A 22737-nucleotide genomic window follows, 5' to 3' on the forward strand; every position below is an offset into this window, starting at 1 on the left:
TCTTTTGTTAGCAAGAGCTTAAACATGTTAGCAGTTGGCTATGCTGTTCGGGGTGCGCAGCAATTAGGCTGTTCCATTGAACAGGATTTGCCTCACCAGAGATATCCGTGACGGTGTATCCCGCTTCCCGAGCTATCACAATACCGGCAGCGATATCCCAGAAGTCGAGCGCGGCGCCTTGCGACCAAAAAGCATCGAACCGGCTTAGGCTGAGATAAGCGATCTCAAGTGCTGCTGAACCAGGGCTGCGGATACCCGCCACTTGAGGCATTAATGTCGCGAGTTGATTTAGCGCTGTCGTGCAGTCGCCTTTGGCATGGTAAGGCAGGCAAGTGCTCACCAGCATCTCGGTCAGCGGGCGAGGGACTGGTGTTGTTAACGGGCGGTCATTGAGAAAGGCACCCGCGCCTTGGCCTGCCCAAAGCATCTCATCAAGGAGTGGTTGATAGACAACACCGATAATTAGCGCATCACCTTTGGTGACCGCAATAGACACCGAGAAGTGAGGCACGCCATGCAGAAAATTGCTGGTGCCATCAAGAGGGTCGATGATCACGGTATAGTCGCTATCGGTGGGCGTCAGGCCGCTCTCTTCACCGAGGAAAGCGATATCGGGAAAGGCGCTGCTGATGCAGTCGATAATGATACTCTCGGCGGCCTTATCGTAGTAGCTCACAAAGTCTGACGCCCCCTTTTGTTCGAAGGCAATCCGCCCCTTTTGCGAATACCCCTCGCGCAACAGCACGCCCGCCTCATAGGCTGCTTGTTTAACTGTTTCCAGTAAGCTGTTTTCGCTCTCAAGCATGTCGTTTCTCCTTGGGGCTTATATGGCTGTTATCAAATCAGTTGATAAAGGTAACGAACCATCCATGACGTGGCGATGACAGTGGGCAGTCTTGGTTTGGTGGCTTGCTCTTGGTGTATGAGTGTCGTCCCTATCAAACTGGGGCAGTCACGAGAGCTGGCTTGCTTATGGAGTCACTGTTTAACACCTTGTTATTTGCCGTTCCTTTAACCATTGGCCTTGCCCAGTCGCCAGTAGCCCATGCTGGTAACGTACTGCTTGGGTAACCCGCACTCGTTGACTAAGTAGCGGCGCAGCTTCATAGCGACTTTGGTTTCAGCGGCAATCCAAGCGTAGAAGGGCGCGCTGTCATCCAGAGTGGCGGGTTCCCAGAGCGGGGCGTCTTCATCGTCGCTTTCATCGTTGGTCGTGGCACTGGTAGTGACGTTAGTAGGCGTGCCGCCTAGCGCTTGAATTTCCTTATGTAAATCAATATCGCGCAGGGCTCTCATCATCAGCTCACCATGCTGACAGCCGGGCTCAGCGTCACGTGCCAGCCAGCGCAGCTTTGCGGACTGGGGTAGCGGTTGAACATCGTCGCGGCGAGGCACTTCGAGTAGTGCTTCGACCTTGGGTTTGAGAGGCAGGTCATCAAGGGTTTCTAGAATACCGGCCGCAGCGGGGAGAGCGGTTTCATCGGCGATAATCAGAATACGGCGCACGCCTTGGGGCGGCTTCCATTCGTAGCCCTGCTTGGGGCCTTCCGCTTTAGCGTCGGGGGCTGTCATGGCTAGCCGATCACCTGGGCGGGCGCGCATTGCCCAGCGTGAGGCAGGGCCATTGTCTCCGTGGAGCACAAACTCTACATCCACCTCAGCCTGCTCTGGGCGCAGGTCACGAATGGTGTAGGTGCGCCCAGAGGGACGCTGGGCATCTGGCAGTGCGCGATAGGCGCTGTACCAATCGTGTTCTGCCAGCTTGGCAATCTCAAACAGTGGATCGAGGCTACCACCGCCTTCAGGGAAGAACAGTTTGACGCGCTGATCCGGAGCGTAGGTCGCCATTTGGCTGACGGCAGGGCCAGTAAAGGTGAACCTGACTAATGAGGCGCTGACTTGGGTCCGCCGAGCGAGAGTGATATCGAAAAGCTGGTAGGTCTGTTTAGCCGCCATCGTAGCTGTCTCCATTAATAAATGGTGTTAATTGTAGTGCTAATTATTATCATTTAGAATCGTTACGGATAATTCAACCACCAACTCCAGAAAAGAGTAAGGCTAAGAAATGACTCTGCTGCCTATCAGGCCCTGTGTAGCGATCTGCCCGGCTATGACAAGAGGTTGTTCGCTATGCTAAGCGCTGCGCAATTGACCCAGCGAATGGGGGGGATGTCGCCTGCAAAAGCTTGCCTGCTGCTTAGCTTGCCGATGGTGGTGCTGTTTTGGGTAGGTCTGCAGGGACAGGGCGGTTTTATGCTGGGGGTGCAGGCGTTAGTGGCGCCCTCCTTTGAGAACGTCGACGAGTTGTTGCTTCACTATGCGTGGTGGCCGCGTCTCTCGATCGCGCTGCTAGCTGGGGGCGGCTTGGGGTTGGCGGGTGTACTGATGCAGCAAGTGCTGCGCAACCCGTTGGCCTCGCCCACCACCCTAGGGGTGGCATCGGGCGCTAACCTGGCGTTGATGACCGCCACTCTTATGGCCCCAGGGCTATTGGTAGTGGGCCGTGAATGGGTTGCCTTAGCGGGTGGAGCGCTGGCGGTTGGGTTAGTTTTCCTGCTCTCGTGGCGGCGCGGGCTGGCGCCGATCGTGGTGGTGCTGGCGGGCTTGGTGGTTAATCTGTACTTAGGGGCGCTTTCTACAGCGCTGCTGCTGTTTAACCACGAGGCGCTTTCAGGACTGCTGATTTGGGGTGCGGGTTCGCTGGCGCAAAACGGTTGGGATGGCGTGGCGGTTCTCTGGCCACGGCTGGCGATTAGCTGCGTGGCAGCCTGGTTTCTACTACGCCCTTTGGCAGTGCTGGAACTGGACGATGCCAGCGCCAAAAGTCTGGGGGTCTCGCTGACCTATCTGCGTTTTGCGGGGATGGGGCTGGCGGTATTTATTACCGGTAGCATTGTCAGCGTGGTGGGGATCATCGGTTTTATCGGTTTGGCAGCGCCCAATATTGTGCGTATGGCCGGTGCGCGGCGCTTAGGGCCACGGCTGCTTTGGTCGACGTTACTAGGGGCTGTGTTGTTGGCCACCACAGACCTGCTGCTACAGCATTTCGGTGGCATGGTGGCAGCCTTTATTCCTACTGGGGCGATTACCGGTGCCCTGGGGGCACCGCTGTTAATGTGGCTGATTCCGCGCCTGAAACTACAGGGCGATCAGCCGCCGAAAGGGGCGGGTGTTTTTGCTCATCGCCATCCTTCGCCTGCCCGTTTGGCGACTGGTTTACTCCTCGCACTACTGGGCGCCACATTGCTTGGCTTGCTGGTGGGGCAGGGTGTCGATGGCTGGTACTTACTGTCGCCGGATAACTGGAACGTGATGCAGTGGCGCATACCGCGGGTAATGGCGGCAGCGGCGAGTGGGCTAATGCTGGCAATTGCCGGGACGATTCTTCAGCGCCTTTCCGCCAACCCTATGGCTAGCCCCGAGGTATTGGGTATCAGCGGTGGCTGTGCCATTGCGCTAATTTTGGGGATCTTCTTACTGCCCGCGCCCACCAATATGATGCTGATTGGTGTGGGGACCCTGGGGGCTTTTGCAACGCTGCTTGTGCTGGTGGGCATCAACCGCAAGAGCGGCTATCTCCCCGAGCGCTTGCTGCTTACCGGGGTAGCCGTCAGCGCCCTGTTTGATGCGGTGCGTAGCGTTATGCTGGCGGGTGGCGATCCTCGGGGCCAGCAGGTGATCGCTTGGCTGGCGGGCTCTACCTATTACGTGGATGTCACCAATGCCATTGTTGTCGGCGGCATTGCCGCGGTATTGGCACTGGTCACGCTGCCCTTTACTCGCTGGCTGGATATCTTGCCCTTAGGCGCACCGACAGCTAAGGCCCTTGGGGTAACCCTCAACCGTGCCCGTTTGGCATTGCTGTTACTGGTGGCACTGCTAACCGCCTGCGCCACCCTGGTGGTGGGGCCGCTGTCGTTTATTGGTCTGCTGGCGCCACATATGGCGCGCTTGGTCGGCTTCTCTCGGGCAGGACAGCACCTGCTGGGTGCTGCGTTGATCGGCATGCTATTAATGGTGTTGGCGGATTGGGTAGGTCGTCAGATTATCTTCCCCTATGAGATGCCCGCGGGCTTGGTCGCCTCTTTGATTGGCGGTGCCTACTTTATGTGGGGGCTGCGGCGGTTATGAGCGAAGCGGCGAGCGTGCTACCGGTGGCGACGAATCCAGCAGATGCTTTGTTGGCGCTCTACCGCCAGCCGCCGTTGGATAACTTAAAGGCACCTGCGTTTGGTCAGCCTAATATACCGACGCTGGCAGCTTCTGAACTGCTGGATCATAAGGTGCTAGGCGCTCAGCTTTCGCGTTACCGCCGATACCACGGTGACGACGCCGACTTTCTGGCGGTCGCTTCAATCTGGTCGAAATTTCACTTCAGCAGTGTCGCGATTCCGACGCTGGTGGCCAACCTGCTGTTGGGCTATGAGCTGCCGGTCGGCGGGGGTGAGCTGCGACTGGCGTTAGGTGATCACGGTCAGACGGCGCGCATCTGGCTGCCGCATGGTGGCGCGCCGTTGGCCTCTAAAGCGCTCCAGGCACGCTTTAGCAGCCTATTCGATGACCACTGTGCGCCGCTTATCGAAGCGCTGGTCGAGGTCTCCGGGCTTTCTGCCAAAGTGTTCTGGAGCAACCTTGGTCACTACGTGGAGTTCGTGGGCAAGACCTGCTCGAAGCACCCGGAATTTGCTGGCGCGGGCGCCCCTCTGCTGGATTATCTCGCCACCAAGACGCTCCCCGATGGGCGTCGTAACCCGCTTTATCAACCGGTGCGTTATCTGGAGCTGGGCGGTGAAACGCCTGCTCGAGTGCGGCGGTTATGCTGTATCAAATATCGGCTACCCGGCGAGCCGCTGTGTGGCGGTTGCCCGCTGAAACCCGAGAATAAGCCGGCCAAACGTCAACGCTAGCTTTCAAATATCGGCTAACTTTTCGAACTGCCAGGAGGCCCTGTTCATGGAGCTACTGAGGATTGTATGGCGTGATTATCGCTGGCCATTTGTGGCCGTGGTACTACTTAGTTTGGCCAGTGCAGGTTTGGGTATCGGTGTTATCGCCTTTATCAATCAGCGGCTATTGGGCACCTTTACCGATCCCTGGCGCATTCTGCCCGAATTCCTTGGGCTGATCGCGTTGCTATTAGCAATAACATTGGCCTCGCAATTGGCGCTGACCACACTGGGGCACTATTTCGTCTATCGGCTGCGGGGGCAATTGATTAAGCGGATTCTGGATACCAATATCGAGCGGGTCGAGCAGATTGGTAGTGCGCGACTGCTTGCGAGTCTCTCAACCGATGTGAGTTCAGTGACCGTTGCTTTTATACGCTTGCCGGAACTGGTGCAGGGTGGGGTGCTGACGATAGGTGCCACGCTTTACTTGGCGTGGCTTTCGCCTGCCATGCTGGGTGTCACCGCGCTCTGGGTGATCGTGACGGTTTTGATTGGCATGCGTTTGGTAGCCCGGGTCTATGGGCATATGGCCAAACTGCGCGAAATACAGGATCGTCTTTACGCGGATTACCAGTCGGTGATCGAGGGGCGCAAAGAGCTGGCGCTCAACCGTGACCGTGCCGAATGGCTGTATCGCGATATCTATACGCCTAACGCACAGGATTGTCGGCGTCATTTTATTCTTGGTGATACCTACCATCTCAGCGCGGTGAACTGGTTCAACATTATGATGCTGGGCGCCATTGGTCTGGCGTTCTTTTTGGCTAACGGCCTGGGTTGGGCATCGGTGCAGGTAGCCACTACTTTTTCACTCACGCTGCTGTTTTTACGTGCGCCGCTTATGCAGGCCATTGGCGCCTTTCCGACCTTGATTAACGCCCGAGTGGCGTTTGAAAAAATCAGCAGTTTAGACCTGGCCGAGCACCGCGAGGCGTTCGGCCACTCTGCGCTGCGCCACGACTGGCAAGAGCTAACCCTGGAGCAGGTCAGCTATCGCTACCCGGATGAGGAAGCCCGGCCGGGCTTTGCCATCGGCCCTATCGACCTAACCTTGAAACGTGGTGAGGTGGTGTTTCTGATCGGCGGTAACGGCAGCGGGAAATCGACCTTGGCGAGGCTGCTGACTGGGCTTTACCAACCCCAAGGCGGCTGTGTTCGGGTCGATGGCAGGCCGCTGCAGGAGGGGGACTGGACGACCTATCGCCAGCACTTCTCAGCTATTTACACCGACCTGCATCTATTTGACCGCTTGATGGGGCCTGAAGGGGAGTCACCCGATACGATGTTGGTGGAGCAGTGGCTGTTAGCCCTCGGCATGCATAACAAGCTCGACTTCGATGGCGATCGGGTAACCAACATCAACCTCTCCCAGGGGCAGCGCAAACGTCTGGCGATGCTGTTGGCGGTCGCTGAACAGCGCGACCTATTGCTGCTGGACGAGTGGGCCGCCGATCAAGACCCGCAGTTCCGGCGGGTGTTTTACCGCGAGCTACTGCCCCAGCTACGAGCGCTGGGTAAGACGCTGGTGGTGATTAGCCATGATGATCACTACTTCGACCAAGCCGACCGGCTGCTGGAAATGCGCCAAGGGCGGTTGGTCGAACTCACCGGCGAACAGCGCGAAGCGGCCAGCCGTGACGCAGTGGCAAGGGTGAGTTGACAATGCCGTGGCGGGATAAAATTGAAGTGGCATCGTTGTTCTCAGGTTTTGCGACGCTTGATGGCTTTAGGGGCATAACCGAAGAAGCGCGTGAAAGCTGAGCTGAAGTTGCTTGGGTGCCGATAGCCCGCGGCATAGGCAGCCTGAGCGACTTGCTGGCCACTCTCCAGCAGCGCATGGGCGTGGGAGGATTCCTATTACGCTGGATATCGGTACCTCCAGAGGCTGGCAGGCAACGGTATGTCTCGGCAGCGGAAGCGGTTCAACCTGTGAGCCATAAGGGGACAATGGGCTTTATCCGTCAGCCAGCCTCTGGCCTTTGGGTAGTCCTGCTGATGCTACTCTTTCCCTTCGTTGGCGCCGGTTGGGTCTATCTAAAACCGCTATTGCTCGACCTGGGGATGCCGGTGGAGCAAGTCGCCTGGTGGGTGGGGGTTGGCGGTGGTATAGCGGGCGCCCTGGCGAGTCTAGCGGGGCAACGCCTGGCACGGAGTGTTGGGCTTGGCCGAGCCTTGCCGCTGTTAGCCGCTTTGGCAACGCTAGCCCTGGCGACTCTAGGGGGAGTGGGTTTTATGGCCGCGGGGCATGGTCTGTGGCTGGTGGGCGCATGACTGTTGGCCTGTGTCATGGGCGCGCTTTCGGGCGTAATGTTCGGCCTGATGATGCACTTTGCCCGGTCAGGGTATCAGGCGTTGGATTACGGCCTACAGGCGAGCCTGTTTACTCTGTCGCGTTTGGCGGTGCCCATGCTAGCCGGTACTGTGCTCGACCGGTTGGGCTACCCGGCTATGTTCACTGCGCTGGCGCTAGGCATGGCGGCGGTGCTGGCGCTGGCGCAGTTGGGGGGGGGGGGGTAGTATTTTGCGACGTCACCCTCTAATGCTGCTGGCTAATCGCACTACTAAATCATCATGTATTTAATTCATTCAATGAACCAGCGGCGGGCGTTGTGGTAACAGATATCCGCAATGATCTCATCAAGCAGCTTGTGATCATTCGGTGCAAGTCCATCAGTAACCCAGCGCCCGACGATGCGGCAAAGCAGCCTTCTGAAATACTCATGCCGGGGAAAGGATAAAAAGGAGCGACTGTCCGTTAGCATGCCGGTGAAGGTGGACAACAGCCCCATTTGCGCTAGATGGTTCATCTGGTTTTCCATGCCGTCAAGTTGGTCATTGAACCACCATGCAGTCCCCGCCTGTACCTTGCCTGCTATGCCACCGCTTTGAAAGTTACCCGCCGTGGTAACGATGATGGGGTTTTTACTGGGATCCAGCGCATAAAGAATGGTTCGCGGCAGCTCATTGGTGCTATCCATGCGATCCAGCAATTTGTTCAACGGCTCGGCAATGGGCTTATCTTGAATGGAATCAGCACCTGAATCGCTGCCCGCCGCCGTGAATATTTGCGTACTGTTATTACGCAGTGGCCCTATGTGAAGTTGCATCACCAGGTCAGCTCGCGCGTACCCACGGCCAAGCTCTACTAATACGGCCATACGGAAGCTCTCTGCTTCTTTTGGCGCTAAGGTTTTGCCCTGGCGGCCTTTTTCCAGAATGGTATCAAGCTGACTTGCGCTTAGCTCATCGGCCTGTTCTAGCTGGCCAATACCGTGGTCGGCGGCACGACAGCCGTTGGCAATGAAGTACTCCAGGCGATCCATAAGTGCGCTTACCAGATGCTCGAAGGTATTGATGGCTTGTCCGGTCAGGGTCTCCAGTTTTTCAATGTAGGCACTGAATCCCGAACCTTCGATGGCCAGCGCGCGATCCGGGCGAAAAGTAGGCACCATGGTAAGCCCGCCTTTCTGTGGCGAGGCAGCAAACGCTTGGTGGTGCTCAAGGCTATCGAGCGGGTCATCGGTGGTGCCAATGAGTTCGACCTTCAGTTTCTTTAGCAAGCCCTGGGCGCGGAACTCAGGCTGGCTCAGCATTGATTGTGTGCTTTGCCAAATCTCCTCTGCGCTGTCGCCGTTGATCAATTTGCCCTCATCACCAAAGTAGCGCCACAGTTCGAGATGGCTCCAGTGGTGCAGAGGGTTGCCAATTGCCTTAGGCAGAATCTGGGCAAACGCTAGAAACTTCTCTTTGTCTGTTGCGCTACCGGTAATGTGAGATTCTGGGACGCCCGCCCAGCGCATGACACGCCACTTGTAGTGGTCATGGCTCAGCCATAGGTCGCCCAGGTTGTCCCAGCTGCGGTTGTGAGCCACTTCTTCGGGCGGAAGATGGTTGTGGTAGTCAATAATCGGCAAGTCCGCGGCCAAATCATGGTAGAGGCGACGTGCTGTTTCTGTATCCAGCAAGAAATCAGTGTGTAGGTAGTTATTCATAGAAAAGCCTTCTGGTTTAACGTTTCAGCGATAGCGGCTCGTGCGCCCAGTGAGCGGATAGTGGCGTAGGCACCTTTGACCTGTTCTCGAAAGGCGGCATTTTGTGCCAGAGACACTGGAAAGACAGGGGCTAAATTCAGCAGGTTGTCGATGAATTCAGCCTCGTTCGAGTTCGCCACCAGCGCCGTCAACTCACTTTCGAGAGGATCCGATAGCGGCAGTGCTTCGTGGTTGTCATCCTGCCCCAGCAGCCAAACGCCCCAAGCGCCAATAGCCAGCGCGGACAATGCCCAGTCCCGGTCATCATGCATATTGACCGCTATGGATTCCAGTAAGCGTTGAGGAAGCTTCTGGCTGGTATCCGTGGCAATTTGTTCAGTGCGATGTTTGAGTTCGGCGTTGCGGAACCGCTCTACCAAGCGCTGAGCATAGGCAGGTAAATCTGCCCCCGGCAACGCGGGCAGGGTTGGCGCGGATTCAAGCAGCATAAGACGAGAAACAGCATCTGAAAACACAGCGTCGGCCATACACGCATCAATCGTTTTATGGCCAGCGATTCTCCCGAGTAGAGCCAGGAAGGTGTGGCTGCCGTTGAGCATTCTTAGCTTCATCGCTTCCCATGGGCGTATGTCGTCAACCCACTGCACACCGGCTAAATCCAGCGGGGGCTTTGAGCCTAGAAAATCGTCCTCAATAACCCATTGGAAGAACGGCTCACAGATCACGCCATGCGGGTCGCTTTTTCCGAGCAAAGCGTCCAGCTTGGCGTGGCTCTCGCGGGTCATCGCGGGGACGATCCGGTCAACCATGGAGGAGGGGAATCGGCACTCTCGATCTATCCAGGTAGCGAGACTAGCGTCAGTTTGGGCGGCAACGGTTAATAACGACTGCCGAGTTAAAGCGCCGTTTTCCGATAGATTGTCACAGGATAGGATGGTTAAGCCGTTGTTACCTGATTGTTTTCGCTGCGCCAACCCATCGCACAATGCCGTCATTGCATGGCCATCCCGGTACCCTTTCTCGGTGATCGTCAACGTAATCAGCGAAAGGGTCGGGGAGGCGATTAAGCTATGCAGTGCGTCAGCGCCATCGCGCAGAGGGTGGCAGGTACCGATGACCGCTTCCACTGTCTGGACAGTAGCACCAGCGTCATCCACTTCGGCCACGTGGTATTCATACCCGGACTGAGCCAGTGCATCCAGTTCCTCCGCACCGGAATTAAGGCGCGCCACCACGACTCCCCAGTCTGAGAGGCCTTCCTTTTGGCTTCGATCAAGTGCGGCGATGGTATGGGCACGTGCAAAAGCGCCAAAACCAATATGCAACCACCGGGGCCGAAGCGGGGTATTATCAATGCTCATGACGCTTCTCCCACGGTGATTAGCCCGCCATGCTCTATGATGCGGCCACCGTAGTTCAAGGGGCGATTTTCACCTGCTGGTAGCACGATATTGAGTTGTGAAAAAGGAAAAGGCATATCCCCAGCATGGCTGATTTGCAGTCCCAAACTATGCTCATCGCCGGTAAGCAGCAGAGTGGTGATGCAGTGCGGGCCATCTTTGGACTCGCCGTCATCATCGTAAATCAGTGAGGTGCAGGAAAACGATCCAGGCTGGGGAAACAGTGCCAACGTTCGGCCAACTTGCGCCTCCGGCGTTGCTTTCACGGCTTCATTAGCAAGCGGCAGTATTGATCCAGCCTTAACAAACAGTGGCATATCCGCCAATGAAACCGGCTTCTCGAACCACGTTCCAGGGGCATGCAGTTGGCCTGTCCAGTAGTCCCACCACCCTGCATGGTTGTCGGGCAGATAGATGCGCCGCTTATCTGCACCTTGTTCAACCACAGAGGCCACGAGTAGATCCCGCCCCAGAAGGAAATCGTCGGTGTCTGCATAGGTTTGCGCGTCATTCTCATGGTCGAGAAAGGTGGGCCTTAGCATGGGTTCGTGGTTGTTTACTGCCTGCCAAAGGCAGGTATAAAAATAAGGCAGCAAGCGGTAGCGGAATCGGATAGCGGCTCGGATGCCTTCGGCAGCGCTGGGGTGCGTCCAAGGCTCGGTCACAGAGCCATCGTTGTTCCAACTGTGAATGGAGAACCGGGGATGAAAGATGCCGTTCTGAACCCAACGGAGTAAAAGCTCGGGGCCAGGCTGGGGGCCAGCAAACCCACCGACATCATGCCCAATGTTGTAGATACCCGAAAGCGACAGGCCCAGCCCCATGCGGATATTCCAACGCAGGCTCTCCCAACTGGTTTTGTTGTCTCCCGTCCAGGTTTGGGCAAACTGCTGAAGGCCCGCACAGCCTGACCGGGTCACCACGTAGGGGCGATGTTGAGGCACATGTTGTGACTGCGCCTCCCATGAAGCATGAACCATCAACAGCGAGTGCAAGGGCCGTATCAACCCCACTTCGATCTCTTCACCAAAACCAACGCAGCGAGCGCCATGATCCCACACTTCAAATTCGTTGTTATCATTCCAGGTGGAAGTGATGCCGAGGTTCAGCAGTTGTTGAGTGACGTTCTCTTTCCACCAACTGAGCGTATCAGGATTGGTGAAGTCGAGATGAGAGCCTTCATCGTCCCAGAAGCTTGAAAGCTCCGGTGTATCAGATTCACTGTCTTGGATAAATAATTTATTGTTTGCCACTTCTGCGTAGCGCGGGTGGTTCCTTAACAAGCAGGGTTTGATGTTGGCGATCAATCGCACCCCGGCGTCATTAAAGGCTTTCGTCAACGTGGTTGGATTGGGCACCTTGTCGTTATTCCACGTAAACACATAACGCTTATCTTCAATGGAGGTGTAACCCGAAGAAAGATGAAAGCTATCGCAGGGGATAGCCTCATTCTCCAGCTTTCGCAAAAAGCCAGTGAGCTGATCCTGAGCGTCGGGTGCATCGGTATAGGCCATGGTTGACCCGGAATAGCCCAGTGACCAGCGCGGCGGAAATGCCATCCCCCCGGTTAATTCCAACTGGCTCTTCACCAGGTCTAGAAGCTGTGGAGACCAGCGGAAATAGTAATCCAGGTCGCCATCATCGGCCGTAAAGGAGCGATAAGGGGCGTGGTAGTTATCAAGCTCCTGCCCTATGTCCAACACACAGGTGTTCAAGGTGTCGTAGAAGATACTAAAACTACCGGTGGACGCGGTTTGGGTAAGGGTGAACGGCAGGTGTTTATACAGTGGGTCGGTGCGCTCTGCGTCATACCCCATGGCGTCTAAACTGCGCATTTCGAAACGCCGCCCCGTCCGCTCCAACAGCCCGGCTTTTTCGCCCAAGCCATAAACCCGCTCATTGGGGTGTCGGCGTAAATAGTGGGCGTGGGCATGGTTCTTAACGCCCAGCATATAAGCGCCGGTGGGTCTGTCTTCAGTTAAATACTTCCAGCCCTCACCCACGAAGGCTTCCCACCTAAAATGCAGTGGCTGAGAGACGATGAGCCGTAAGGCATCGGTCTCGATCTGCAACTGCCCATCCGACCACCCAAGCTTGTACTGGGGACAACTAAACCCCGTCACCGAATCACGAGAGCGGCCCTTTGGTAAGGTGTGGCCATCCGGGTTTACCGTCCATGAGCGGTTAAGGCGCCATGCGCCATCTTTTAGCAGCCGCACTCGGAACAATTGGTTGTCGAGAATGTTGATGCAGATTAAATGTCTATCGTGCACTCTCAGTTGCACTGTCGTGTCGTCGTGGTGCTCCAAGCGCCAGTTTTTTAAGGTTTTCATTGTTTATCCTTTGATCCCTGAATTCAGGATTTAACGGTGGTCATCACCTGGAACCAACTCGTTAATAACCTAAAATAAGCTGGGGCAAAAATAAGCTGATTTGTGGAACGAAGGTCACCAGTAGAACAATGGCTATCAAGACTAAATAGAATGGCAGGATGGGTTTCATCACTTGACCAATACTCACGCCACTGATGGAGCAGCCGACAAACAGTGCTGAGCCCACTGGCGGGGTACAGATACCGACGCAGAGATTGATCGTCATGATGATGCCGAAGTGAACCGGGTCTATACCGATATCCTGCATCACTGGCATAAGGATAGGGGTGAAGATAAGCAGTGCCGGTGTCATATCCATAAAAGTACCAATCACCAGCAGGACGGCGGTAATGCATAGTAGAATGATGATCGGATTATCAGATATACCGATCATAAAAGAAGAGATCGTTAAAGGTATGTCGCCGAATGCCATAGCGCGGGACATGGCAATGGAACAGCCGATTAAAAATAATACGATAGACGTTGTGATGACCGAGTCGATAAAGATCTTGGGGAGATCTGTTACCCCTATTTCTCTGTACCAACATAAAGACAGGAACAGTGAATAAGCAACTGCGATCGCTGAGGCTTCGGTCGCCGTAAATACGCCACTAATAATCCCGCCAATCACCACAACAATAAGGCCTAAAGGTAGTATCGCCCGGCGTACTGCTGATTTAACTTCAGCAAGGGAGGGTTTCTCCTCGACGGGGTAGCCCTTTCTTTTAGATATGATCCCTGCCACCACCATCAGGGATAAGCCCATGATGATGCCGGGGAGATAACCCGCCAAAAAAAGCGCGGCTATCGACGTGCCGCCAGTAATCAGCGAGTAAACAATGAGTGTTGTGCTGGGAGGAATCAACAGACCCGTAGGACAAGAGGTGACGTTAACGGCTGTCGAAAAAGCAGGATCATAACCCTCCCGCTTCTGGATAGGAGCCATCACGCCCCCAACGGCCGCCGCCGACGCAACGGCTGAGCCGGATAAAGCACCGAACAGCATATTGGAAATGATATTAACGTGGGCAAGCGAGCCAGGGAGCCTTCCGGCAAGCACTTTCGCTAAATCGATAAGGCGAAGTGCGATGCCGCCTCGATTCATGATGTTGCCAGCCAAAATGAAGAAGGGGATGGCGATTAACGTAAAGCTATCAAGCCCCGACGCTATTTGCTGGGCAACAATGCTGAGGGATTGGTCGACGCTCATGAACAACAGGAAGGTGAGTGTCGCAGATACGCCAATCGCGAACGCAATGGGGATGCCTAAGACCATTAAAAGAGCGAACGACCCAAAAAGCACCAGGACAGTTATATTCATATTAATCTCTCTCTTGTGGCGCAGGTGCTTGTTGCGGATCGATAGTGAAGCCGCCCTCCGACTTAGGGTTAAGCCAGACCCGTCCTAAAAAGATCAAACAGTAAAAAATGATGATTATTCCGGAGACCGGAATGGGGCCATATACATAGCCCATGGGGAGCCTCAACGTGGGGGTTATTTGGCCCGATGCCAGCGTCCGGGAAACCATTTGCCAACCGCCCCAAACCATTACAAAGAAGGCAAAGCCAGCCACGATTAACAATATGAGTGTATTAAGTAGCTGACGTGAGCGGCCGTTTAAGGCAAGGGGCAATATATCGATGGCGAGATGTCGAGCTTGGCCAAAGGTGTAAGCACCTCCAAGTAGCGCTAACCACATGAACAACAAACGTGCGATTTCACTTGTCGCTGTGCTTGGGGTGCCTAGTACGTACCGGGATAATACTTGCCACGTCACACTGACGACGATGATCAACAGTATTAAAAACACAGACGTGCCAAGCACATAGTCCATTGTGCGTTTCATACGTAAGACCTCTGGTTTTATTTTTGTGTATTGGTGACTAGCTTCTTACTCCCTAGTCATTATGCAGAGAGTCGCTTCTACTCTAAAAGATGTCAACCAATTTGTTTTATTGGTTGACATGATATGGTCGGTAGGCCATCTTGCATCTGTAACCTAGAAAGTGAGTGCCTCGATGACAGTCGGCTTTCACGACAACAATCACAACAACAAGCATAACAAGCAGGAGAAACAGCTGATGACAACAAAAGCCTTGCGACATACGGCTCTAATCAGTGCGGCGCTGTTCGTGTCAGCGGCCTCAGCTCAAGCCCAAACACTGCGGCTGAACCACAATAATCCTGAAGACCATCCTACTCATGTCAGCATGCAGTACATGAGTGAACGTCTTTCAGAACTCACCGATGGTGAACTGGATATCCGCATTTATGCTAACGGACAGCTTGGCTCGCAGCGTGAATCCATGGAGTTAGTACAAAACTGTACATTGGATATGGCGCGCAGCAATACGGCCGAACTGGAGGCGTTCGAGCCAATGTACAGCGCCATGAATTTACCTTTCATTTTTGAAAGCGAAGAGCATTTTGAACGGGTTATCAACGGAGATATTGGTCAAAGAATATTAGCGGCCTCGAATGGAAAAGGGTTCTTAGGTGTAGCCTTCCTGACGGAAGGGGCACGTTCGTTCTATGGTGACCGTGCGGTATACACACCGGAAGATCTGAGCGGAATCAATGTACGAGTGCAACCTAGCCCTTCAGCAATACGAATGGTAGAACTGCTGGGCGGTAGACCGACCCCCATTGACTGGGGTGAGCTCTACAGTGCTCTTCAGCAGGGCGTAGTCGAAATGGCAGAAAACAACCCGACAGCCCTGACCAATGCTCGGCATGGTGAAGTGGTTGGTCATTTTTCTCTTAACGAGCACACCATCATTCCCTCTGTGGTCGTTATCTCCGAGTGTGCCTGGAATGAAATGACAGAAGATCAACAGCAGGCATTACAGCAAGCAGCATCTGAAACTCAGGCGTTCCATTCCGATTCCTGGAATAAAGCGGCAATGGCGGCATTGGAAACCGCTGAGACTGAGATGGGGGTTGAGATTAATGAAGTAGATAAAGCGCCCTTTATTGAAGCGGTCATGCCTATGCACGATGAAGTGGCCAACCAATCTGCTGAGTTGGCCGACCTGATCAGCCGAATCAAGGCAGAGGCTAACTAAAACCGCTGCAGGGGAGGTGGGAGATGCTAGAGCGATCATCCTTGGCTGAGAATGCCCTAACGTCTTTACATGACGAAAAATATGACGTGCCGTTCAATCTGCAAAATCTGAACCACTCCACCATGGTGTTCACGAAAGGTCGCACGTCGACGTCGCTTAACGGCAGTTGGAATTTTTGCGTGGATTTGCTTGATACAGGTCTGCGTCAAAAATGGTATGCAATGCAGCCGGCCGACCCTGTCGATCGAGTTGAACCCTGGGACTACGACCCATTTATGGGTGAGTCCATTCCGGTGCCCTCAAACTGGGCCATGTTAAAGGAAAAATGGTACTTCTTTGAGGGCAGTGCTTGGTACACCAAAAAGCTGGCTAACAAACGGGATAGTGTCACTGAATCAGGCCAACGCTACATCCTTAGGGTCGGTGCGGCCCAGTACGACTGTAAAGTATTTCTTAACGGAAAATTCCTAGGCAATCACTATGGCGGCTCGACTCCCTTCTACGTTGAGTTGACGGATGACCTTGCCGAAGAAACCAATTGGCTGATGCTCTGTGTCAATAATACCCGCACGCTGGATCGCGTCCCGATGCGCAATACAGACTGGTTTAATTACGGTGGTGTTTACCGCGAGGTAGAGCTATTTAGCTTACCCAGAGAGTTCATTCGCGATATGTTCATTCGCCTTTCTCAGGATGGAATGGCGATAGAGGTGGATGTAGTTGTTGATAGCGCTGTTGATGGCCCCAGCATTCACCATGCTCACCTTGAGATACCTGAATTAGGCATTGCTCAAGAGATTAGCATTGAACATGGCAAAGGCACTTGCCGAATAGCAGCAGAGCCAGAGCGATGGTCGCCTGAAAACCCACGCCTATATAAAGTGGTGCTGACTGCTGGTGAAGACCGTATCACTGACAATGTCGGATTCCGATCCATCGTTCGCCAAGGGGTCGATATCCTCCTAAACGGAGAGCCTATCTGGCTACGCGGCATTTCTGTCCATGAAGACGATGACATTCTCGGGAAAGTGACGTCCGATGAAGACATTCGTAGGCGGCTAGCACATGCGAAAGAGCTTGGGTGTAATTTTCTTCGCCTCGCGCACTACCCCCATCATGAACGCGCAGCTGAACTAGCCGATGAGATGGGCTTTTTACTGTGGCAAGAAATTCCCGTTTACTGGGCCATTGACTTTGATAATCACAACACGCTTAAAGATGCTAAAAACCAACTCATTGAGTTAATAAAGCGTGATCGCAATAGAGCTAGCGTCATTATTTGGTCGATTGGCAACGAGAATCCAGATACGGATAGTCGTCTCTCTTTTATGCGTGACCTGGCTGAAACTGCACGCCTATATGACCCCACGCGCTTAGTCGCCGCAGCGTGCCTGATTAATCATGCAAAATTGAAAATTGAGGATCGGTTAGTCGACCATTTAGACGTTATAGGCATTAATGAGTATTACGGTTGGTACGATGAAAATTTCGACGACCTGTACGCCATCGGAAAAAATTCCGACCCTGATCGCCCCGTCGTCATTTCTGAAACGGGGGCGGATGGCGATAACTCATCTCAAGGCCCGTCTGAAGGCCTGTTCAGCGAAAAGTATATGGCGGATGTTTACCGGCGGCAGATCAATACGTTGCAAAAATTAGCGTATATCAAAGGCATGTCGCCTTGGCTTTTATACGATTTTAGAGTTGAGCGAAGACAAAATATATTCCAGAGAGGATTCAACCGAAAAGGGTTGATTGCTGCTGATAAATTTACAAAAAAAGAAGCATTTAATGTTCTAGCTTCTTTTTACCACTCTATAAAAGATTAAAAATGGAAATGAAATCTAATGCATAAAGGTTTACGGCGTTACCAAGAGCTGGCTCGCGACTTAAAGATTTTGATTCAGCAGAAAGGGTATAAAGTCGGCGATCGTATTATGACTGAGCGTCAGATTTCAGAGGCTTTGAACGTGGGCAGATCCGCAGCGCGCGAAGCCATACTCATGCTTGAAATTGAAGAGCTGGTTGAAGTGAGAAAAGGGTCTGGCATCTATTTGCTTTCCGACAGTCGCTCAGTAGCACGGCCTGTTGAGGATGATATAGGACCGTTTGAACTGTTACAGGCAAGGCAGCTTTTGGAAAGCAGCATCGCCGGCTTTGCCGCGGTGTCAGTTACCAAAAACGATATTGTACGCATGCGGGAAGCGCTTGATATGGAGCGTAAAGGCATAGAAGAAAAGAATAACGACTACTCAAGTGATGAGCTATTCCATCGCTTGATAGCGGAGGCGACGCAAAATAGTGTGCTGGTAGATATGGTCTCTGAACTCTGGGCCAAAAGAGCTCAGAGCTTGATGTGGGCCAGGCTACATGAGCGGATATTTGATACCAACTACCGAGAAAAATGGCTAAAGGATCATCATGATATTCTCTCTGCACTACAGCTAAAAGATGCCGAAGGGGCGCGTAAGGCGATGTGGGTTCATTTAGATAACGTCCGAGACACCCTAATGGAGCTTTCCGACGTGGAAGACCCGAATTTTGACGGTTATCTGTTTAACAAGAGCACGATTTAATAAGAGCATTATTTAACACTAATAATACGGGGGAGAAGGTTGATGAAACATACATGGCGCTGGTTTGGGCCGGACGATCCAATCAGCTTGTCGGATGTACGACAAGCTGGCTCGACTGGTGTTGTGACGGCTCTGCATCACTTACCGAACGGTTGTGTGTGGCCCTTGGATGAAATCATGGAGCGTAAAGCTATTATCGAAGCTGCTGGACTTGAGTGGACAGTGGTAGAAAGCATTCCAATACATGAAGATATAAAGACTCACGCCCATGGTTGGGAAACACTGGCTGATACCTGGGCAGAAAGTGCCATTAATCTTGCCGAGGCTGGCATAAAAACCATCTGTTACAACTTTATGCCCGTCCTTGATTGGACCAGGACGTCCTTGCGCCATGAGTTACCTGATGGGGCCTTATGCTTAAGGTATGACGCGCTTAGCGTCGTCGTTTTTGATTTGTTTATACTGCAGCGCCCCGGCGCAGCGTCAGATTATGACGAGAAAACGCAGGAATCAGCCCGAGCTCGCCTATCTGAAATGAACGCAGATCAGGTTGAGGAGCTAACGAATACTATTATTGCTGGCCTACCAGGCGCTGAAGAAAGCTACAGTCTCGATAGCTTCAGCGAGCGGCTCGCAGCCTACAAAGATATCACTGCCGAGGTTTTGAGAGAAAATCTCGCTTCGTTTCTCTCAAGAATCATTCCAAAGATAGCGCATACAGGCGTTCGATTAGCGATTCATCCAGACGATCCACCGTATTCTCTGTTCGGGTTGCCGAGAGTGGTCTCAACCGCTCAGGACTTAAGAGATATTGCGAATATGGTTGTGTCCCCGGTAAATGGTTTCACGCTCTGTAGCGGATCACTGGGCGTACGCAGCGATAATGATGTACCTGCCATATTGCAAGAACAGGCGGATAGAGTGCACTTCTTACACTTACGAAATACTACCTTGGAAGCAGATGGGGCCAGTTTCCACGAAGATGCCCATTTAGAGGGTGATACCGATATGGTTCGCCTAGTCGATATCATTCTGGACATTGAAGCAAAAAGGGGGGAACAACTTCCCTTCCGCCCAGACCATGGTCATGCGATGTTGAGTGATTTGCGCAGTGACTTTAAGCCTGGCTACCCGGCCATCGGGCGTTTACGCGGCATGGCGGAAATTCGTGGTGTTGAGCGTGCACTTCAGTTCAAACGCACCAATAAATCATAGCCATAGAATTAAAATAGATAGGCTGCGTGTAGGGAATTTTATATAAGCAAAAATAATGCCCCATTAGCAGGATGATTTTTAGTTATTAAGGTTGCCCGCTATCTTAGTGCCACGATTCTTTAAAGCGATGCTAATTCTGGTACTGGGGGCAGGGCAATGTGGGAAAGTTACTTAACGGGCTTGGTAGTATCTGGCGGTATCATCATGGCTATCGGGGCGCAAAATGCCTATGTGCTGGGGTTGGCGGTGCGTCGTGAACATCACTGGTGGTCGGCGGGGCTGTGTATGAGCGCGGATATTATCTTGCTAACCGCTGGTATGTTTGGTGCTAGCGCGTTTTTACTGACAATGCCTAACGCGATGGAAGCCATGCGCTGGGTAGGCGTAGCGTTTTTAAGCTGGTTGGCTGCTCAGGCATTACTGCGGGCTGTTAGTGGGCGCGCAGGATTGGAGGCCGGTAGCGTAAAAGCGCGCAGCTTGCGTGGAGTACTGTTGGCGACCTTGGCCGTTACGGTATTGAACCCTCAAGTGTATCTGGACACTCTATTGTTAATTCCTGCCATTGGTGCTCAGCAGGAGAGTGCTGGTGTGTTCGTTGCAGGTGCATCGACTGCCTCTGTTCTTTGGTTCAGCCTGCTGGCGTGGGGCGGTGCCGCGCTTTCGCCTTGGCTTTCCCGCCCGGTAGCGTGGCGTACCATTGATGGGCTAATTGGCCTGATGATGGCGGTCATCGCCATACACTTAGCGCTGGGGTCTACGTTGCTCTGACAGGTCTCAAGGCTGACTAGAGACGGCTGAAGTAGCTCTGCATAACGGCGATTACTTTATCTATATCGGCATCATCAATATCACGGTGGACAACAAAACGCGTGGCATAAAGTAGCTCAATCAAAATGTCATGCTCTTTCAGCCAAGCAGAGAGCGGCTTTACGTGTTCGTCGGGAAAGTGCGCGAACACCATATTGGTTGCCTGAGCGGTAATCTCAACGCCAGGCAGTTTCGCTAAGCCTTCCGCCAAGCGTGCTGCACGACGGTGGTCGTCGGCTAAGTCAGCGACATGATGCTCCAGAGCATACTGGCAGGCGGCGGCGATAATGCCTGATTGGCGCATGCCACCACCAACCATTTTACGCCAGCGCCGTGCGCGATCGATCAAGGCTTGCGAGCCTACTAAGGCAGAGCCAATGGGAGCGCCCAGGCCTTTCGAAAAGCACAGCGACACGCTATCAAACGGCAAGCAGAGTTGCTTCAGTGAGGTGTCCGTAGCTACCGCGGCATTAAACAGCCGCGCACCGTCTAAGTGCGTTGCCAATCCCCGTTCGCGGGCCAGGTTGGTGGCTTTGATTACGTAGTCTGCGCTTAGCACTTTGCCGCCAATAGTGTTTTCTAGCGCTAGCAGCTTAGTGCGCGCAAAGTGGAAGTCGTCGGCTTTGATAGCTGCGCTTATTTTCTCTAACGGCAGGCTGCCATCGGCGGCATTTTCAATTGGCTGCGGTTGAATGCTGCCTAACACCGCTGCGCCACCGCCTTCATAGCGATAAGTATGGGCTGACTGCCCCACAATGTATTCATCGCCGCGTTCGCAGTGGGCCATTAGTGCCACTAGGTTGCTTTGTGTGCCGCTTGGAAATAGCAGCGCCGCTTCCTTGCCTGCCTGCTCAGCTAGCTTTTCCTGAAACGTATTGACCGTTGGGTCATCACCCCATACATCATCGCCCACTGGAGCAGCCATCATGGCCTCTTTCATGGCGGGGGAAGGCCGAGTCACCGTGTCACTGCGTAGGTCAATCATGCGGAACTCCTTTTTTGGGTTAGCCACGTTGAGACGCTTTACCGAGCAAGTTGTCAGGAACCATCTATGGTTAACAGCATACTTCTATCATCCATAGAATACTCTAGGGCAACCTAGCATAGGCAAGCAGATGGATCTGAAAAGCGGTTATCCCTTTTGGGCAGTCAAAAATGGCCTATTGAAAACTTTCCCGCAGCTTACCCGCGACCACCAATGCGAGATTGCTATAATCGGTGGTGGCATTACTGGCGCACTAATCGCCGATGAGCTTAGCCGCAATGGCCATTATGTGGTGGTGCTTGAACGTCGTGACGTGGGGTGGGGGAGTTCGGCTGCTAGCACGGCGTTACTGCAGTACGAAATTGATACCCATATGAACGAGTTAGCCAAGCGCTATGGGGAAGCCGATGCGTTGCTTGCTTATCGTGCCTGTGCCGAGGCCATTGGTGAGCTTGAAACCTTGGCAGCTGGGTTGGGGGATGTAGATTTTGAGCGCCAGAAAAGCCTTTATTACGCCAGTAATGAAGAAGACGTAGCACTATTAAAAGAAGAGTTAACGTTGCGTCAAAAGCACGGCTTTGACGCTGACTGGCTTGAAAGCAAGGCAGTGTTGGCCGAGTATGGCTTTGTGGCACCTGGGGCTATTCTTACCCAGTTAGCTGCCGCTATTGACCCATACCGCATGGCGTACCAGCTGTTTTCCAGGGTTGTTGAGCGCGGTGGAGAAGTATACGACCGCACACAAATGAAGACGATGACACCTGATGAACAGGGCGTCACGCTGACGCTAGTTAATGGTGCCAAGCTGCGTTGCCAGTACGTGGTGATGGCTGCAGGGTATGAATCGCAAGCTTGGTTGCCCGAACCGGTGGCCGTCAACCGCAGCAGCTATGCACTTATCACCGACCCTCTACCGCCTGAGGCGTTAGGTAAGTTACGCCACACCATGGTGTGGGAATCTGCACGACCTTACCTCTACATGCGTACTACCCGGGACGGACGGCTTCTTGTGGGCGGCGATGATGACGATGAAGATATTCCCAAGCGTCGTGACGCACGGGTAGAGAAGAAAGCCGAAGGGTTGGCACGCAAGATAGAGGCGCTATGGCCTAAGCTTGATATTAACCCGACGTTCTCCTGGGGCGGCACCTTTGCTGAAACCGACGACGGCCTGCCGTTTTTTGGTCCCCATGAGGCACACGGTCCAAGGGTGCATTTTGCAATGGCTTATGGTGGCAATGGAATCAGCTATAGCATGGTTGGGGCCAAACTGCTGCTGTCGCTTATTGAAGGCAAACAGCATCCCTTAGCCGCGCTTTTTTCGTTCCAGCGACTGACGAGATAGACCTTAAAATGCGATAGACCGTGAAATGTG

At 53.6% G+C, this 22737-nt stretch carries 20 protein-coding genes; 11 read left to right on the top strand and 9 right to left on the bottom strand.

All coding sequences use genetic code 11. The annotated features are described in order from the left end of the window. Positions 1–7: 7 nt before the first annotated feature. Positions 8–805 carry an inositol monophosphatase family protein gene (locus tag ACN06F_RS04045; protein ID WP_433924698.1) on the bottom strand — a complete coding sequence of 266 codons (798 nt, stop codon included), beginning with the start codon at positions 803–805 and terminating at the stop codon, positions 8–10. 206 nt (positions 806–1011) lie between these two features. Next, a complete protein-coding gene (locus tag ACN06F_RS04050; protein WP_038481936.1) occupies positions 1012–1956 on the bottom strand; it encodes a siderophore-interacting protein in 945 nt (314 codons plus the stop codon). A 174-nt stretch (positions 1957–2130) separates the two neighbouring features. Between ACN06F_RS04050 and fhuB the strand changes: the two genes are divergently transcribed. From fhuB to ACN06F_RS04065, 3 genes are read left to right on the top strand one after another with little or no spacing between them, the layout of a single operon-like run. Further along, the gene (gene fhuB, locus ACN06F_RS04055; protein ID WP_271910193.1) at positions 2131–4131 is read left to right on the top strand and encodes a Fe(3+)-hydroxamate ABC transporter permease FhuB; all 2001 of its coding nucleotides are present in this window, start codon (positions 2131–2133) and stop codon (positions 4129–4131) included. After that, on the top strand, positions 4128–4907 hold the full coding sequence (gene fhuF / locus ACN06F_RS04060) for a siderophore-iron reductase FhuF (protein ID WP_095602560.1): 780 nt from the start codon (positions 4128–4130) through the stop codon (positions 4905–4907). The genes fhuB and fhuF overlap by 4 nt, the downstream gene beginning before the upstream one ends. A 46-nt stretch (positions 4908–4953) precedes the next feature. Continuing rightward, positions 4954–6609 carry a multidrug ABC transporter permease/ATP-binding protein gene (locus tag ACN06F_RS04065; protein ID WP_433924699.1) on the top strand — a complete coding sequence of 552 codons (1656 nt, stop codon included), beginning with the start codon at positions 4954–4956 and terminating at the stop codon, positions 6607–6609. A gap of 41 nt (positions 6610–6650) precedes the next feature. Here the strand turns inward: ACN06F_RS04065 and ACN06F_RS04070 are convergent, their stop codons facing one another. Continuing rightward, positions 6651–6782, bottom strand: coding sequence for a helix-turn-helix domain-containing protein (locus ACN06F_RS04070; protein WP_433925102.1), 132 nt, complete (start codon positions 6780–6782; stop codon positions 6651–6653). Here ACN06F_RS04070 and ACN06F_RS04075 point away from each other — a divergent pair. Continuing rightward, entirely contained in the window at positions 6726–7220 is a 495-nt protein-coding gene (locus ACN06F_RS04075; protein WP_433924700.1) for a hypothetical protein, read from the top strand. The genes ACN06F_RS04070 and ACN06F_RS04075 overlap by 57 nt on opposite strands. Before the next feature lie 15 nt (positions 7221–7235). Further along, entirely contained in the window at positions 7236–7466 is a 231-nt protein-coding gene (locus tag ACN06F_RS04080) for a hypothetical protein (RefSeq protein WP_433924701.1), read from the top strand. Positions 7467–7531: 65 nt separating this feature from the next. On the opposite strand, the gene uxaC is transcribed toward ACN06F_RS04080, so the two are convergent. The 5 genes from uxaC to ACN06F_RS04105 form a co-directional block, all read right to left on the bottom strand. After that, positions 7532–8941, bottom strand: a complete 1410-nt coding sequence (gene uxaC / locus ACN06F_RS04085; RefSeq protein ID WP_433924702.1) for a glucuronate isomerase — start codon at positions 8939–8941, stop codon at positions 7532–7534. After that, complete coding sequence (locus ACN06F_RS04090; RefSeq protein WP_433924703.1) at positions 8938–10302, bottom strand: mannitol dehydrogenase family protein; 1365 nt, start codon at positions 10300–10302, stop codon at positions 8938–8940. The genes uxaC and ACN06F_RS04090 overlap by 4 nt, the downstream gene beginning before the upstream one ends. Then, positions 10299–12674 carry a TIM-barrel domain-containing protein gene (locus ACN06F_RS04095; RefSeq protein ID WP_433924704.1) on the bottom strand — a complete coding sequence of 792 codons (2376 nt, stop codon included), beginning with the start codon at positions 12672–12674 and terminating at the stop codon, positions 10299–10301. The genes ACN06F_RS04090 and ACN06F_RS04095 overlap by 4 nt, the downstream gene beginning before the upstream one ends. 61 nt (positions 12675–12735) lie before the next feature. Then, complete coding sequence (locus ACN06F_RS04100) at positions 12736–14034, bottom strand: TRAP transporter large permease (protein ID WP_433924705.1); 1299 nt, start codon at positions 14032–14034, stop codon at positions 12736–12738. Between the two features lies 1 nt (position 14035). Continuing rightward, complete coding sequence (locus tag ACN06F_RS04105; RefSeq protein ID WP_433924706.1) at positions 14036–14560, bottom strand: TRAP transporter small permease; 525 nt, start codon at positions 14558–14560, stop codon at positions 14036–14038. Between the two features lie 235 nt (positions 14561–14795). Here ACN06F_RS04105 and ACN06F_RS04110 point away from each other — a divergent pair, with 235 nt between their 5' ends. The 5 genes from ACN06F_RS04110 (at position 14796) to ACN06F_RS04130 (ending at position 20338) form a co-directional block, all read left to right on the top strand. Next, a complete protein-coding gene (locus tag ACN06F_RS04110; protein ID WP_433924707.1) occupies positions 14796–15779 on the top strand; it encodes a TRAP transporter substrate-binding protein in 984 nt (327 codons plus the stop codon). 23 nt (positions 15780–15802) lie between these two features. Next, entirely contained in the window at positions 15803–17608 is a 1806-nt protein-coding gene (locus ACN06F_RS04115) for a glycoside hydrolase family 2 protein (protein ID WP_433924708.1), read from the top strand. 18 nt (positions 17609–17626) lie between these two features. Next, complete coding sequence (locus ACN06F_RS04120) at positions 17627–18355, top strand: FCD domain-containing protein (RefSeq protein ID WP_433924709.1); 729 nt, start codon at positions 17627–17629, stop codon at positions 18353–18355. A gap of 42 nt (positions 18356–18397) precedes the next feature. After that, a complete protein-coding gene (gene uxuA / locus ACN06F_RS04125; protein WP_433924710.1) occupies positions 18398–19570 on the top strand; it encodes a mannonate dehydratase in 1173 nt (390 codons plus the stop codon). Positions 19571–19726: 156 nt separating this feature from the next. Further along, positions 19727–20338, top strand: a complete 612-nt coding sequence (locus tag ACN06F_RS04130; protein ID WP_038481947.1) for a LysE/ArgO family amino acid transporter — start codon at positions 19727–19729, stop codon at positions 20336–20338. Positions 20339–20354: 16 nt separating this feature from the next. Here the strand turns inward: ACN06F_RS04130 and ltaE are convergent, their stop codons facing one another. Beyond that, positions 20355–21362, bottom strand: coding sequence for a low-specificity L-threonine aldolase (gene ltaE / locus ACN06F_RS04135; RefSeq protein WP_120385615.1), 1008 nt, complete (start codon positions 21360–21362; stop codon positions 20355–20357). A 130-nt stretch (positions 21363–21492) separates the two neighbouring features. Between ltaE and ACN06F_RS04140 the strand changes: the two genes are divergently transcribed. Further along, a complete protein-coding gene (locus ACN06F_RS04140; RefSeq protein ID WP_253486991.1) occupies positions 21493–22707 on the top strand; it encodes an NAD(P)/FAD-dependent oxidoreductase in 1215 nt (404 codons plus the stop codon). The last annotated feature ends 30 nt before the right edge of the window (positions 22708–22737 follow it).

It is taken from the genome of Vreelandella sp. 21 (genome assembly GCF_050995515.1).
GTDB classification, from domain to species: domain Bacteria; phylum Pseudomonadota; class Gammaproteobacteria; order Pseudomonadales; family Halomonadaceae; genus Vreelandella; species Vreelandella alkaliphila.